Here is a 14959-nt window from a genome sequence, read left to right on the forward strand (position 1 = left end):
CCCCCGGATCCCCGATGATGATCGCGGCGGAGCCCAGCAGGCCCACTTGATCGGGCCGTGAACGGGCGGTGAATCCTCGTTTCCCTTCATCCGATAACCTCTGCCGACACGCCGCCGGGCCGTTGCGGGCCGGGGCGTCCCCACCACGCACATGCCCGGCGCGGTCGCGTCGGCACCCAGGGAGTGAGTTCGTCTGTCGACCGCCATCCTCACCGGTCAGCCGGTCCCCGGATCGTCGCTGGAGGGCGATCTGCGGTCGCTCGGCTTCGACGTGCGGGTCGCCTCCGACGCAGGTGACGCCGAGACGCTCCTGGCCACCGTCCCCGCCGGTCAGCGGGTCGCGATCGTCGACGCCCGGTTCGTGGGGCACGTGCACGCGCTGCGCCTGGGGCTCACCGACCCCCGCTTCGACGCCGCCGCCCTGCCCGGCGCCGTGACCGTGCGGCCCGCCGCCCGCCAGGCCCTCACCCGCGCACTGGCCCGCGAGGGCTCCGCCGCGAGCGGCAGCACCGCCGTCGCCCTCGACAGCGTCGCCGACCGCGTGGTCGCCGCCCTCGACGCCGACGGTGTCCCCCTGCACCGGCCCGACCTCGGCGCCCTCGTCGCCGTCGTCCCCACCGACCCGCAGACCCGCAACGAGGCCCGCCAGGCGGTCGCCGCCGTCGACGACGAGGCCGTACGGCTGCGGACGGCCGTGAAGTCCCGCGACGGCTTCTTCACCACGCACTTCATCAGCCCGTACTCCCGCTACATCGCCCGCTGGTGCGCCCGCCGCGGCCTGACCCCCAACCAGGTCACCACGGCCTCGCTCGTCACCGCCCTGATCGCGGCGGGCTGCGCGGCCACCGGCACCCGCGGCGGATTCGTCGCCGCCGGCCTGCTCCTGATCCTCTCCTTCGTCCTCGACTGCACCGACGGCCAGCTGGCCCGCTACTCACTGCAGTACTCCACCCTCGGCGCCTGGCTCGACGCGACCTTCGACCGCGCCAAGGAGTACGCCTACTACGCGGGCCTCGCACTCGGCGCCGCCCGCGGCGGCGACGACGTCTGGGGGCTCGCCCTCGCCGCGATGGTCCTCCAGACCTGCCGCCACGTCGTCGACTTCTCCTTCAACGAGGCGAACGCCGGGGATCCGGCCGCCACGGGCAACACCAGCCCCACCGCCGCCCTCTCCGACCGGCTCGACAGCGTCGGCTGGACGGTGTGGGTGCGCCGGATGATCGTGCTGCCCATCGGCGAGCGCTGGGCGATGATCGCCGTCCTCACGGCGCTCACCACCCCCCGGATCACCTTCTACGCCCTGCTCGTCGGCTGCGCCTTCGCCGCGACCTACACCACGGCCGGGCGCGTACTGCGCTCGCTGAACCGCAAGGCGCAGCGCACCGACCGGGCGGCACGGGCGCTGGCCGACCTCGCCGACAGCGGCCCCCTGGCCGAGGCGCTCGCCCGCGTCATGCCGAGCCGCTACCCGGTCCTCGCCAAGCTCCTGGTCCTCGCCGGTGCCGTCGTGCTGCTGCTCACGGCCTGGCTCGACGGGCCCGGCCTGCCCGTCGTCCTCGCCGCCGCCGTGTACGTCCTGGTCTCGGCGGACGCCGTCGCCCGGCCCCTCAAGGGCGCCCTGGACTGGCTGATTCCCCCGCTGTTCCGGGCGGCCGAGTACGGCACCGTACTGCTCCTGGCGGCCGAGGCCGACGTGAACGGAGCCCTTCCTGCGGCTTTCGGGCTGGTGGCGGCCGTCGCCTACCATCACTACGACACGGTGTACCGCATCCGCGGTGACGCCGGCGCGCCGCCGCGGTGGCTGGTGCGGGTGATCGGCGGTCACGAAGGCAGGACGCTGCTGGTCACCGTCCTGGCCGCGCTGCTCGCGCCCACAGATTTCCAGGTCGCGCTCACGGTGCTCGCCGTGGCCGTGGCGCTCGTGGTGCTCCTCGAGAGCATCCGCTTCTGGGTGACCGCCCACCAGACCGGCGCACCCGCCGTACACGATGAAGGAGAACCCGCATGATCGGCCTCGTGCTGGCGGCCGGCGCCGGACGGCGTCTTCGCCCCTACACCGACACCCTGCCCAAGGCTCTGGTGCCGGTGGGTCCCGAGGGGAACGAGGACAGCCTCACTGTTCTCGACCTCACGCTCGGCAACTTCGCCGAGATCGGCCTGACCGAGGTCGCGATCATCGTCGGCTACCGCAAGGAGGCCGTCTACGAGCGCCGCGAGGCGCTGGAGCAGAAGTACGGCCTGAAGATCACCCTGATCGACAACGACAAGGCCGAGGAGTGGAACAACGCCTACTCCCTGTGGTGCGGTCGTGACGCCATCAAGCACTCGGTGATCCTCGCCAACGGCGACACCGTGCACCCGGTCTCCGTCGAGAAGACCCTGCTCGCCGAGCGCGGCAACGGCAAGAAGATCATCCTCGCGATCGACACGGTGAAGAAGCTCGCCGACGAGGAGATGAAGGTCGTCGTCGACCCCGAGAAGGGCATGACGAAGATCACCAAGCTGATGGACCCGGCGGAGGCCTCCGGCGAGTACATCGGCGTCACCCTCATCGAGGGCGAGGCCGCCGACGAGCTGGCCGACGCGCTGAAGACGGTCTTCGAGACCGACCCGCAGCAGTTCTACGAGCACGGCTACCAGGAGCTCGTCAACCGCGGCTTCAAGATCGACGTGGCGCCGATCGGTGACGTCAAGTGGGTCGAGATCGACAACCACGACGACCTCGCCAAGGGACGTGAGATCGCGTGCCAGTACTGACGAGGCTCATCCCCTCGCCGGTCGTCGTGGACATCCGTCCCGGCGCGCTCGATGACCTGGCGACGATCCTGTCGGACCAGCGCATCGCGCCGTCGGGCCGGATGGCCTTCGCCATCAGCGGTGGCTCCGGCCAGGCGCTGCGCGAGCGGTTCGCGCCCGCGCTGCCGGAGGCGGACTGGTTCTGCGACGCCGACGGCACCATCGACGGCGCCGTACGGCTCGCCGACTCGATCAAGAAGGGCGGTCACTACGACGCCGTGATCGGGCTCGGCGGCGGCAAGGTCATCGACTGTGCCAAGTACGCCGCTGCCCGGGTGGGCCTGCCGCTGGTCGCCGTCGCCACCAACCTCGCCAACGACGGCCTGTGCTCCCCGGTCGCCACCCTCGACAACGACGCGGGCCGCGGCTCCTACGGTGTGCCGAACCCCATCGGGATCGTCATCGACCTCGATGTCATCCGGGAGGCCCCGGTGCGCTTCGTGCGGGCCGGCATCGGCGACGTGATCTGCAAGATCTCCGCCGTGGCCGACTGGGAGCTGTCCAGCCGCGAGACCGGCGAGAAGGTCGACGGCCTGGCCGCCGCGATGGCCCGCCAGGCCGCCGAAGCCGTGCTCCGCCACCCCGGCGGCATCGGCGACGACGACTTCCTCACGACCCTCTCCGAGTCCCTCGTACTGTGCGGGATCTCCATGTCCGTGGCCGGCGACAGCCGTCCCGCCTCGGGCGCCTGCCACGAGATCAGCCATGCCTTCGACCTCAGCTTCCCCAAGCGCAACGCCCTCCACGGCGAGCAGTGCGGACTGGGCGGCGCCTTCGCCACGTTCCTGCGGGGCGACAAGGAGATCGCCGGTCAGATGACCGAGGTCCTCAGGCACCACGGGCTGCCCGTGCTTCCGGAGGAGATCGGCTTCACCATCGACGAGTTCGTCAAGGTCGTGGAGTTCGCGCCGCAGACCCGGCCGGGCCGCTACACCATCCTCGAGCACCTCGAACTGAGCACCGAGCAGATCAAGGACGCATACGCCGACTATGCCAAAGCCATCGGTAGCTGAGCTCCGACCGGTCGTCCACCCCCCGGGGGTGAAGGACCGGCGGAGCGGTGAGCACTGGGCCGGCCGGCTCTACATGCGCGAAATCTCCCTGCGCATGGACCGGCACCTGGTGAACACCCGGGTCACGCCCAACCAGCTGACCTACCTGATGACCGTCTTCGGCGTCCTCGCCGCCCCGGCGCTGCTCGTCCCGGGCATCTGGGGCGCCGTCCTCGGTGTGCTGATGGTCCAGCTGTACCTGCTGTTCGACTGCGTCGACGGGGAGATCGCCCGCTGGCGCAAGCAGTACTCCATCGCCGGCGTCTACGTCGACCGGGTCGGCGCCTACCTGTGCGACGCGGCCGTGCTCGTCGGCTTCGGTCTGCGCGCCGCCGACCTGTGGGGCACGGGCCGGATCGACTGGCTGTGGGCCTTCCTCGGCACCCTCGCCGCGCTCGGCGCCATCCTGATCAAGGCGGAGACCGACCTCGTCGGGGTCGCCCGCCACCAGACCGGGAAGCCGCCGGTCCAGGAGTCGGCCTCGGTGCCCCGCTCCTCCGGCATGGCACTGGCCCGCCGGGCCGCCGCCGCGCTCAAGTTCCACCGGCTGATCCTCGGGGTCGAGGCATCCCTGCTGATCCTGGTCCTCGCGATCGTCGACCAACTCCGGGGCGACCTCTTCTACTCCCGGCTCGGCGTCGCCGTCCTCGCCGGCATCGCCCTGCTCCAGACCCTGCTGCACCTGGTGTCCATCCTCGCCTCCAGCAGGCTGAAGTGAGCGGCGGCATGAAGGTCGGCGCGGTCGTCATCACCATGGGCAACCGCCCCGACGAACTCCGCGCCCTGCTCGACTCGGTCGCCAAGCAGGAGGGCGACCGGGTCGAGGTGGTCGTCGTCGGCAACGGCGCACCCGTCCCGGACGTCCCCGAGGGCGTCCGGACGGTCGATCTGCCCGAGAACCTCGGCATCCCCGGCGGCCGCAACGTCGGCATCGAGGCGTTCGGCCCCGGCGGCCGGGACGTCGACGTCCTGCTGTTCCTGGACGACGACGGTCTGCTCGCCCACCACGACACCGCCGAACTGTGCCGCGCCGCCTTCGAGGCCGACCCCCGGCTCGGCATCATCAGCTTCCGCATCGCCGACCCCGAGACCGGCGAGACCCAGCGGCGCCACGTGCCCCGGCTGCGCGCCTCGGACCCGATGCGCTCCTCGCGGGTCACCACGTTCCTCGGCGGCGCCAACGCCGTACGGACCCGGGTCCTCGCCGAAGTCGGCGGGCTCCCGGACGAGTTCTTCTACGCACACGAGGAAACCGACCTGGCATGGCGGGCCCTCGACGCGGGCTGGATGATCGACTACCGGTCCGACATGGTGCTGTACCACCCCACGACCGCGCCCTCCCGGCACGCGGTCTACCACCGCATGGTCGCCCGCAACCGCGTCTGGCTCGCGCGCCGCAACCTGCCCGCCCCGCTCGTCCCCGTCTACCTGGGCGTCTGGCTGCTGCTGACGCTGCTGCGCAAGCCCTCGGGCCCGGCGCTGAAAGCCTGGTTCGGCGGTTTCAAGGAAGGCTGGACGAATCCCTGCGGTCCCCGCCGGCCCATGAAGTGGCGTACGGTGTGGCGGCTGACCCGACTGGGACGACCTCCCGTCATCTGACAAGCTCGATATCTGAGAGCATGCGGCGGTACCCGGTCCCAGGTTTTCGCCTCGGCCCGACCAGGCTGCGCACTTTGAGGACGAAAGTATCCATTTGTGAGTGAGACAACGCATGACGGCAGGCTCGCGGTGAGCGACCGCCCGTCGCCCGACGACGGGCTCTCCGCCGCGGAACTGGCCGCGAAGTACGGGCTGTCCGTGAGCGGCGCCCGGCCCGGACTCGCCGAGTACGTCCGCCAGATGTGGGGGCGGCGCCACTTCATCCTCGCCTTCTCCCAGGCGAAGCTCACCGCGCAGTACAGCCAGGCCAAGCTCGGCCAGCTGTGGCAGGTGGCCACCCCGCTGCTGAACGCGCTGGTGTACTTCCTGATCTTCGGCCTGATCCTCAACGCCGACCGCGGCATGTCCCGCGAGGTCTACATCCCGTTCCTGGTCACGGGTGTGTTCGTGTTCACCTTCACCCAGAGCTCGGTGATGGCGGGCGTCCGCGCGATCTCCGGCAACCTGGGCCTGGTGCGCGCGCTGCACTTCCCGCGCGCCTCGCTGCCCATCTCGTTCGCGCTCCAGCAGCTCCAGCAGCTGATGTTCTCGATGATCGTGATGTTCGCCGTGGCGATCGGCTTCGGCAGCTACCCGTCGCTGTCCTGGCTGCTGATCCTGCCGGTGCTGGCGCTCCAGTTCTGCTTCAACACCGGCCTGGCCCTCGTCTTCGCCCGCATGGGAGCCAAGACCCCGGACCTCGCCCAGCTGATGCCGTTCGTGATGCGCACCTGGATGTACGCCTCCGGCGTCATGTTCTCCATCCCGGTGATGCTCGCCGACCACCCCCAGTGGATCGCCGACGTCCTCCAGTGGAACCCGGCCGCCATCTACATGGACCTGATGCGCTTCGCGCTCATCGACGGCTACGGCTCCGAGAACCTCCCCCCGCACGTGTGGGCGGTCGCGGGCGGCTGGGCCGCGCTGGTCGCGCTCGGCGGCTTCGTGTACTTCTGGAAGGCGGAGGAGAGGTACGGCCGTGGCTGAGACCCGAGTGCCCACCGTCATCGCGGACGAGCTGCACATCGTCTACCGCGTCAACGGCGCCAAGACCGGCAAGGGCAGCGCGACGGCCGCCCTGAGCCGCATCATCAAGCGCGGCGAGGAGCGGGGCGTGCGCAAGGTGCACGCCGTCAAGGGCGTCTCCTTCGTCGCCTACCGGGGCGAGGCCATCGGCCTCATCGGCTCCAACGGCTCCGGCAAGTCCACCCTGCTGCGCGCCATCGCCGGCCTGCTCCCCGCGGAGAAGGGCAAGGTCTACACCGACGGCCAGCCCTCCCTCCTCGGCGTCAACGCCGCCCTGATGAACGACCTCACGGGCGAACGGAACGTCATATTGGGCGGCCTCGCGATGGGTATGTCCCGCGAGCAGATCAAGGCGCGCTACCAGGAGATCGTCGACTTCTCGGGCATCAACGAGAAGGGCGACTTCATCACCCTGCCGATGCGCACCTACTCCTCGGGCATGGCGGCGCGGCTGCGCTTCTCCATCGCGGCGGCGAAGGACCACGACGTCCTGATGATCGACGAGGCCCTCGCCACGGGCGACCGCAAGTTCCAGAAGCGCTCCGAGGCCCGCATCCGCGAGCTGCGCAAGGAGGCCGGCACGGTCTTCCTCGTCAGCCACAACAACAAGTCGATCCGGGACACCTGCGACCGGGTCCTGTGGCTGGAACGCGGCGAGCTGCGCATGGACGGACCGACCGAAGAGGTCCTGAAGGAGTACGAGACGTTCACGGGCAAGTAGTCCGCCTCCGCCCGGGCCCCGCCGGAACTGCTCCGGTGGGGCCCGGCGTCTGCGGAGGCGGCGGGAACACGGCGTCCGCAAAGGAACCGCCAACTCCGGCAAGGAACAGTCAACTCCGGCTGCTCGTAGGAATCTTGGGTGCGATCGGTGCGTTCTTGTGATGCGCGGGACACCCCGCCGGGGCAGGGGACGTTGTAGAACGTAAGCTGTACCGGTGCCGAATCGCGGCAAGTGGGTCCATAATGCGCGACACCCGGCATCCGCCGCACACGCTGACGATCGGGCGGCGTGTCCGAAATAGTGCGTCTTGGGTCGGCAGTGTAGAACGGGAGATGTGACGGCCATGGCTACGGAAACTCCCCAGCTCAACAACGCTTCCGCCGTCCCCGCGCCGGGTGACGAGCGGTGACCGAAAGCGGGACGGCGCGCCCCGGTGACCCGGAGCGCGACACCCTTGACAAGGCCGCGGCCGAGAACTTCCCCGTCGCGCCGTTCTTCCTGCCCCGGGCCTGGCGCGCCGACCTGATGGCGCTGTACGGCTTCGCCCGCCTCGTCGACGACATCGGTGACGGCGACCTCGCCCCCGGCGGCGCCGACGCCCGCCTCCTGGGCGTGCCCCCGCGGGACGCCGAGGACCGCCTCCTCCTCCTGGACGCCTTCGAGGCCGACCTCCGCAAGGTCTTCGACGCCACCCCCGGCCACCCGCTGCTCCGCACCCTCCAGCGCACGGTCCACCGCCACCGCCTCGGCCCCGGACCCTTCCTCGACCTGATCGCGGCCAACCGCCAGGACCAGCTCGTCACGCGGTACGAGACCTACGACGACCTGCTCGCCTACTGCGCGCTGTCCGCGAACCCCGTGGGCCGCCTGGTGCTCGCCGTCACCGGCACGACCACCCCCGAGCGGACCCGGCTGTCCGACGCGATCTGCACCGCGCTGCAGATCGTCGAGCACCTCCAGGACGTGGCCGAGGACCTCCGCCGCGACCGCGTCTACCTGCCCGCCGAGGACCTCAAGCGCTTCCACGTCCAGGAGGCGGACCTCGCCGCGCCCACCGCGGGCGCGTCGGTGCGCGCGCTGATCGCCTTCGAGGCGGAACGCGCCCGGCACCTCCTGGACCAGGGCGCCCCGCTGGTGGGCAGCGTCCACGGCCGGCTGAGGCTGCTCCTCGCGGGCTTCGTGGCCGGGGGGAGGGCGGCCCTCCACGCGATCGCCGCCGCCGAGCACGACGTACTTCCCGGCCCACCCAAGCCCGGCAGGCTCCGGTTGCTGCGCGACGTGGGCGCGACCCTGCGAGGAAAGGGGTGATCCGGACCGTGGAGTCGCAACCACAGGCGTCCGCGCCGGTACTCGCCGCCTACAGCTACTGCGAGGCAGTCACCGGACAGCAGGCCCGCAACTTCGCCTACGGCATCCGGTTGCTGCCGACGCCCAAGCGCCGCGCCATGTCCGCGCTGTACGCCTTCTCGCGGCGCGTCGACGACATCGGTGACGGCGCGCTCGCGGCCGAGGTCAAGGCCGCCCGGCTGGAGGAGACCCGGTCGCTGCTCGACCGGATCCGCACGGGCACCGTCGACGAGGACGACACCGACCCCGTGCTCGTGGCGCTGGCGCACACCGCGCGCCGCTTCCCCGTCCCGCTCGACGCCCTCGACGAACTCATCGACGGCGTCCTCATGGACGTACGCGGCGAGACGTACGAGACCTGGGACGACCTGAAGGTCTACTGCCGCTGTGTCGCCGGCGCCATCGGTCGCCTCTCGCTCGGCGTCTTCGGCACCGAACCCGCCGCGCGCGGAGCGGAACGCGCGCCCGAGTACGCCGACACCCTGGGTCTCGCCCTCCAACTCACCAACATCCTCAGGGACGTTCGCGAGGACGCCCAGGGCGGCAGAACGTATCTGCCCGGCGACGACCTCGCGAAGTTCGGCTGCTCGGCGGGGTTCTCCGGGCCGCTCCCGCCGGTCGACTCCGACTTCGCGGGTCTGGTGCACTTCGAGGTGCGCCGGGCCCGCGCCCTCTTCGCCGAGGGATACCGCCTGCTGCCCATGCTGGACCGCCGCAGCGGCGCCTGCGTCGCCGCCATGGCGGGCATCTACCGGCGGCTGCTCGACCGCATCGAGCGTGAGCCGACGGCCGTGCTGCGCGGCCGGGTCTCGCTGCCCGGACACGAGAAGGCCTATGTCGCGGTGCGCGGACTGTCCGGTCTGGACTCCCGCCATGTGCCCCGACGGGCCGTCAGGAGGCGTGTCTGATGGACGATCTGCACCAAGTCGACCTCATCAGGGGCAAGCGGTATGCAACCCTCCGCGACACGGGGGCGTCCCTGACTGCGACGGCCTGCCGCGGACCGCTCCCTCGCCCCGGCGGACCGGCAGGGGAGGGTGCGCGATGACGGACTCGGCACAGACCGGACGCCCACCGGGCGTGCACCGTACCGGCGGGCCCGGCAGCACGGCCGTGGTGGTCGGCGGCGGACTGGCGGGCGTCACCACCGCCCTCGCCCTCGCCGACGCGGGGGTGCGGGTCACCCTGCTGGAGGGACGGCCCCGTCTCGGCGGACTGGCGTTCTCCTTCCAGCGCGGCACGCTCACCGTCGACAACGGACAGCACGTGTACCTGCGCTGCTGCACCGCCTACCGCTGGTTCCTCGACCGGATCGACGCCACCGCGCTCGCCCCGCTGCAGAACCGTCTCGACGTGCCCGTCCTCGACGCGGACGGCAGACCGGGACGGCGGCTCGGACGGCTGCGGCGCGACGCGCTGCCCGTGCCCCTGCACCTCGGGCGCAGCCTGGCCACGTACCCGCACCTCTCGCTCGCCGAGCGTGCCAAGGTCGGGCGGGCCGCGCTCGCGCTCCAGGCGCTCGACCCCGACGACCCGGCGCTCGACGAGCGGGACTTCGCCGGCTTCCTCGCCGCGCACGGCCAGTCCGCGCGCGCCGTCGAGGCGCTGTGGGACCTCGTGGGCGTCGCCACCCTCAACGCGGTCGCCCGGGACGCCTCCCTGGGGCTCGCCGCGATGGTCTTCAGGACGGGACTGCTGTCCGACCCCGGCGCTGCCGACATCGGCTGGGCCCACGTCCCGCTCGGCGAACTCCATGACCGGCTCGCCCGCAAGGCCCTCGACTCCGCGGGCGTCCGCACCGAACTGCGCACCCGCGTCACCGCCCTCTCCGCCGGCGAGGACGGCGCCTGGCGCGTCGACGTGCCCGGAGAGAGCCTCCACGCCGACACGGTCGTCCTCGCCGTACCGCAGCGCGAGGCGTACGACCTGCTCCCGCCGGGCGCGCTCGACCGCCCCGAGCGGCTGCTGGAGATCGGCACCGCGCCCATCCTCAACGTCCACGTGGTGTACGACCGCACCGTGCTGAGCCGCCCGTTCTTCGCGGCGCTCGGCTCGCCCGTGCAGTGGGTGTTCGACCGGACCGAGGCGTCCGGGCTGAGCGAGGGCCAGTACCTGGCGCTGTCGCAGTCGGCCGCGCACCACGAGATCGACCAGCCCGTCGCCGCGCTCCGCGAGCGCTACCTCCCCGAACTGGAGCGGCTGCTGCCCCGCACCCGCGACGCGCGGGTGAAGGACTTCTTCGTGACCCGGGAGCGCACCGCGACCTTCGCTCCCACCCCCGGCGTCGGACGGCTCAGGCCCGGCGCCCGCACCAAGGCACCCGGCCTGTACCTGGCCGGAGCGTGGACCGCCACCGGGTGGCCCGCGACCATGGAGAGTGCGGTCCGCAGCGGAGTGAGCGCGGCGGACGCCGCGCTCACCGCTCTGGGCCGACCCCGGAACCACCTCTTCGCCCACGAGGAGGCAGCGTGACGCTCGAAGCACACCCGAACGGTTCCCGCACTCTCGGCACCGCAACTAGAGGAGAGACTGTGCCCACTGTGCCCCCGGCCGCGACGGCAGCCGACGCGGTGGACGTGACCGCGCTCCTGGAGCGCGGGCGGACCCTGGCCACGCCCGTGCTGCGGGCTGCGATCGAGCGGCTCGCGCCCCCCATGAACACCGTCGCGGCCTACCACTTCGGCTGGATCGACACCCACGGCAACCCGGCCGCCGGGGACGGCGGCAAGGCCGTGCGCCCCGCGCTGGCCGTCCTGTCCGCCGAGGTCACCGGCGCCGCCCCCGAGGTCGGCATCCCGGGCGCGGTCGCGGTGGAGCTGGTGCACAACTTCTCGCTGCTGCACGACGACCTGATGGACGGCGACGAACAGCGCCGGCACCGCGACACCGTCTGGAAGGCGTACGACCCGGCCCAGGCCATCCTGGTCGGCGACGCCCTGATGGTCCTCGCCAACGAGATCCTCCTCGAACTCGGCACCGCCGAGGCGGCCCGCGCCACCCGCCGCGTCACCACGGCGACCCGCGCGCTCATCGACGGACAGGCCCAGGACATCTCCTACGAGCACCGCGAGCGGGTCACCGTCGAGGAGTGCCTGGAGATGGAGGGCAACAAGACCGGCGCCCTGCTCGCCTGCGCCTGCTCCATCGGCGCGGTCCTCGGCGGCGCGGACGACCGCACCGCCGACACCCTGGAGAAGTACGGCTACCACCTCGGGCTCGCTTTCCAGGCCGTCGACGACCTGCTGGGCATCTGGGGCGACCCGGTCTCCACGGGCAAGCAGACCTGGAGCGACCTGCGCCAGCGCAAGAAGTCCCTGCCCGTGGTGGCCGCGCTCGCGGCGGGCGGCCCCGCCTCCGAACGGCTCGGTGAACTCCTCGCCGCCGACGCCAAGAGCAGCGACTTCGCGCACTTCTCCGAGGCGGAGTTCGCCGCCCGCGCCGCCCTCATCGAGCAGGCCGGCGGCCGGGAGTGGACCGCCGACGAGGCGCGCCGCCAGCACGCCGTCGCCATCGAGGCGCTCGACTCGATCCGGATGCCCGAGCACGTCCGGGACCAGTTCGCGGCGCTCGCCGACTTCGTCGTCGTACGGAAGAGATGACCGCCGCCGAGCGACCGCCGGGCGCCATCGGTCGCATAGCCCTCGCGTAGTCGCCGGCCGGTGTCCGTTCACCGGACACGCACCGGCCGACGGCTGACCCACCGCAGAGATCCGTCCACTGCACGAAGGGGAAGCCATGACAGCGACGACCGACGGAAGCACCGGGGCACTGCCGCCCCGCGCTGCCTCGGCCAGCGACACCGACACCCACACCCCGGTGGCGGCGGGGGTCCAGGACACCGCCGAACGCGCCCTGCGGCGCGCCACCGCGTTCCTCCTCGCCCGCCAGGACGCCGAGGGCTGGTGGAAGGGCGACCTGGAGACCAACGTCACCATGGACGCCGAGGACCTGCTGCTCCGTCAGTTCCTCGGCATCCGCGACGAGGCCACCACACGGGCCGCCGCCCTGTTCATCAGGGGCGAGCAGCGCACGGACGGCACCTGGGCGACTTTCTACGGCGGCCCGCCCGACCTCTCCGCGACCGTCGAGGCGTACGTCGCGCTGCGGCTGGCCGGTGACGATCCGTCCCAGCCGCACATGGCGAAGGCGTCCGCGTGGATCCGGGAGCGCGGCGGGATCGCCGCGGCCCGCGTCTTCACCCGGATCTGGCTCGCCCTGTTCGGCTGGTGGAAGTGGGACGACCTGCCGGAGATGCCGCCGGAGCTGATCTACTTCCCGACGTGGATGCCGCTCAACATCTACGACTTCGGGTGCTGGGCGCGGCAGACCATCGTGCCGCTCACCATCGTCTCCGCCAAGCGCCCGGTGCGGCCGGCCCCGTTCCCGCTCGACGAACTGCACACCGACCCCGGCCGGCCCAACCCGCCCACTCCCCTCGACCCGCTGGGCACCTGGGAGGGCGCCTTCCAGCGGCTCGACAAGGTGCTGCACGGTTACCACAAGGTCGCGCTGAAGCGCCTGCGCAGGGCGGCGATGAACAGCGCGGCCCGCTGGATCATCGAGCGGCAGGAGAACGACGGCTGCTGGGGCGGCATCCAGCCGCCGGCCGTCTACTCGATCATCGCGCTCCATCTGCTGGGCTACGACCTCCAGCACCCCGTCATGCGGGCCGGACTGGAGTCCCTCGACCGGTTCGCCGTGTGGCGTGAGGACGGCGCCCGCATGATCGAGGCCTGCCAGTCACCGGTGTGGGACACCTGCCTCGCCACCATCGCCCTCGCCGACGCCGGACTGCCCGCCGACCACCCCCAACTGGTCAGGGCCGCCGACTGGATGCTCGGCGAGGAGATCGTCCGACCCGGAGACTGGTCCGTCCGACGCCCGCAACTGCCGCCGGGAGGCTGGGCGTTCGAGTTCCACAACGACAACTACCCCGACATCGACGACACCGCCGAGGTGGTGCTCGCTCTGCGCAGGGTCAGGCACCCCGACCCCGAACGCGTCGAGCGGGCCATCGCCCGGGGCGTCCGCTGGAACCTCGGGATGCAGTCGAAGAACGGCGCCTGGGGCGCCTTCGACGTCGACAACACCAGCGCCTTCCCCAACAAGCTGCCCTTCTGCGACTTCGGGGAGGTCATCGACCCGCCGTCCGCCGACGTCACCGCCCACGTGGTGGAGATGCTCGCCGTGGAGGGCCTCGCCCACGATCCGCGCACCCGGCGCGGCATCGCATGGCTGCTCGCCGAACAGGAGCCGAGCGGCGCGTGGTTCGGCCGCTGGGGCGTCAACTACATCTACGGAACGGGGTCCGTGGTACCCGCGCTGGTCGCCGCCGGCCTGCCCGCCGCGCACCCGGCGATCCGCCGCGCCGTGGCCTGGCTGGAGACCGTCCAGAACGACGACGGCGGCTGGGGCGAGGACCTGCGCTCCTACCCCGACCCCGCCGAATGGGGCGGCAAGGGCACCTCCACCGCCTCCCAGACCGCCTGGGCGCTCCTCGCGCTGCTGGCCGCGGGGGAGCGGGACTCCAAGGCCGTCGAGCGCGGCGTCGCCTGGCTAGCGCAGACCCAGCGCGCCGACGGCGGCTGGGACGAGCCCCAGTTCACCGGGACCGGCTTCCCCTGGGACTTCTCCATCAACTACCACCTCTACCGCCAGGTCTTCCCGCTCACCGCGCTCGGCCGGTACGTCCACGGCGAACCGGCCGTGCTGAGAACCGGGGCGAGCTGATGGACACGGCCGCCGCCCCGGCGCCGCTGCTGATCGCCTGCGCGCTCGGCATCGAACAGTTCGCCCTGCGCAGCGGCGACCGGGGCGGCGCCGGCGGCCCCGTCACCGTCCTGCGGACCGGCATGGGGCCGAAGGCCGCCGAGCGCGCCGTCACCCGGCTGCTCGCCGACCCGGCGCTGGACGGGGCCGCCGTGCTGGCCACGGGATTCTGCGCCGGGCTCGCCCCCGGCATGCACCCCGGTGACCTGGTCGTCGCCGGGGAGACGAGGGGTCCCGACGGCGCCGTCACGCTCTGTGTCGGCGTCGAACGGCTGGTCGAGGAGCTGGGGCGGGCCGTGCCCGGGCGGACCGTCCACACCGGTCCGCTCACCGGGTCCGATCACGTGGTCCGCGGCCAGGAGCGGGCGGACCTCCTCGCCACCGGATCGATCGCGGTCGACATGGAATCCGCGGTCACGCTCCACTGCGCCGTGCGAGCGGGCGCGCGCCCGGTTGCGGCCGTACGGGTGGTCGTGGACGCTCCAGAACATGAACTGGTCCGGATCGGCACGGTGCGCGGTGGAATATCGGCTTTCCGTGTTCTTCGTGCCGTCCTCCCCGCTTACTACGAATGGCACCGTTCCTTGCTGCTCCCCAGGAGGTGAGCCAG

At 71.9% G+C, this 14959-nt stretch carries 14 protein-coding genes; all 14 read left to right on the forward strand.

Annotated features, from left to right (window positions below):
* The first annotated feature begins 193 nt into the window (after positions 1-193).
* The 14 genes from GSY65_RS32420 (at position 194) to GSY65_RS32480 (ending at position 14954) form a co-directional block, all read left to right on the forward strand.
* Entirely contained in the window at positions 194-2008 is a 1815-nt protein-coding gene (locus GSY65_RS32420) for a DUF5941 domain-containing protein (RefSeq protein WP_159776633.1), read from the forward strand.
* Entirely contained in the window at positions 2005-2757 is a 753-nt protein-coding gene (locus tag GSY65_RS32425) for a phosphocholine cytidylyltransferase family protein (RefSeq protein ID WP_159775231.1), read from the forward strand. The genes GSY65_RS32420 and GSY65_RS32425 overlap by 4 nt, the downstream gene beginning before the upstream one ends.
* A complete protein-coding gene (locus tag GSY65_RS32430) occupies positions 2745-3809 on the forward strand; it encodes an iron-containing alcohol dehydrogenase family protein (RefSeq protein WP_107461799.1) in 1065 nt (354 codons plus the stop codon). The genes GSY65_RS32425 and GSY65_RS32430 overlap by 13 nt, the downstream gene beginning before the upstream one ends.
* A 28-nt stretch (positions 3810-3837) precedes the next feature.
* The gene (locus GSY65_RS32435; RefSeq protein WP_159775233.1) at positions 3838-4566 is read left to right on the forward strand and encodes a CDP-alcohol phosphatidyltransferase family protein; all 729 of its coding nucleotides are present in this window, start codon (positions 3838-3840) and stop codon (positions 4564-4566) included.
* 8 nt (positions 4567-4574) lie between these two features.
* On the forward strand, positions 4575-5447 hold the full coding sequence (locus GSY65_RS32440; RefSeq protein WP_443043281.1) for a glycosyltransferase family 2 protein: 873 nt from the start codon (positions 4575-4577) through the stop codon (positions 5445-5447).
* A gap of 96 nt (positions 5448-5543) precedes the next feature.
* Entirely contained in the window at positions 5544-6473 is a 930-nt protein-coding gene (locus GSY65_RS32445; RefSeq protein ID WP_159775237.1) for an ABC transporter permease, read from the forward strand.
* Complete coding sequence (locus tag GSY65_RS32450; RefSeq protein ID WP_159775239.1) at positions 6466-7233, forward strand: ABC transporter ATP-binding protein; 768 nt, start codon at positions 6466-6468, stop codon at positions 7231-7233. Before GSY65_RS32445 ends, GSY65_RS32450 begins: the two co-directional genes overlap by 8 nt.
* A gap of 405 nt (positions 7234-7638) precedes the next feature.
* Positions 7639-8541, forward strand: a complete 903-nt coding sequence (hpnC, locus tag GSY65_RS32455) for a squalene synthase HpnC (protein WP_159775241.1) — start codon at positions 7639-7641, stop codon at positions 8539-8541.
* Complete coding sequence (hpnD, locus tag GSY65_RS32460) at positions 8538-9488, forward strand: presqualene diphosphate synthase HpnD (RefSeq protein WP_159775243.1); 951 nt, start codon at positions 8538-8540, stop codon at positions 9486-9488. Before hpnC ends, hpnD begins: the two co-directional genes overlap by 4 nt.
* Positions 9488-9628, forward strand: a complete 141-nt coding sequence (locus GSY65_RS34795) for a DUF6380 family protein (RefSeq protein WP_380968907.1) — start codon at positions 9488-9490, stop codon at positions 9626-9628. The genes hpnD and GSY65_RS34795 overlap by 1 nt, the downstream gene beginning before the upstream one ends.
* Entirely contained in the window at positions 9625-11052 is a 1428-nt protein-coding gene (gene hpnE / locus GSY65_RS32465; protein WP_159775245.1) for a hydroxysqualene dehydroxylase HpnE, read from the forward strand. The genes GSY65_RS34795 and hpnE overlap by 4 nt, the downstream gene beginning before the upstream one ends.
* Positions 11053-11111: 59 nt before the next feature.
* Entirely contained in the window at positions 11112-12179 is a 1068-nt protein-coding gene (locus GSY65_RS32470; RefSeq protein ID WP_236580152.1) for a polyprenyl synthetase family protein, read from the forward strand.
* Between the two features lie 136 nt (positions 12180-12315).
* On the forward strand, positions 12316-14310 hold the full coding sequence (gene shc, locus GSY65_RS32475; RefSeq protein WP_159775249.1) for a squalene--hopene cyclase: 1995 nt from the start codon (positions 12316-12318) through the stop codon (positions 14308-14310).
* Entirely contained in the window at positions 14310-14954 is a 645-nt protein-coding gene (locus tag GSY65_RS32480) for a phosphorylase family protein (RefSeq protein ID WP_159775251.1), read from the forward strand. The genes shc and GSY65_RS32480 overlap by 1 nt, the downstream gene beginning before the upstream one ends.
* Positions 14955-14959 lie beyond the last annotated feature (5 nt).

Source organism: Streptomyces sp. HM190 (genome assembly GCF_009857135.1).
Taxonomy (GTDB): Bacteria; Actinomycetota; Actinomycetes; order Streptomycetales; family Streptomycetaceae; genus Streptomyces; species Streptomyces heilongjiangensis.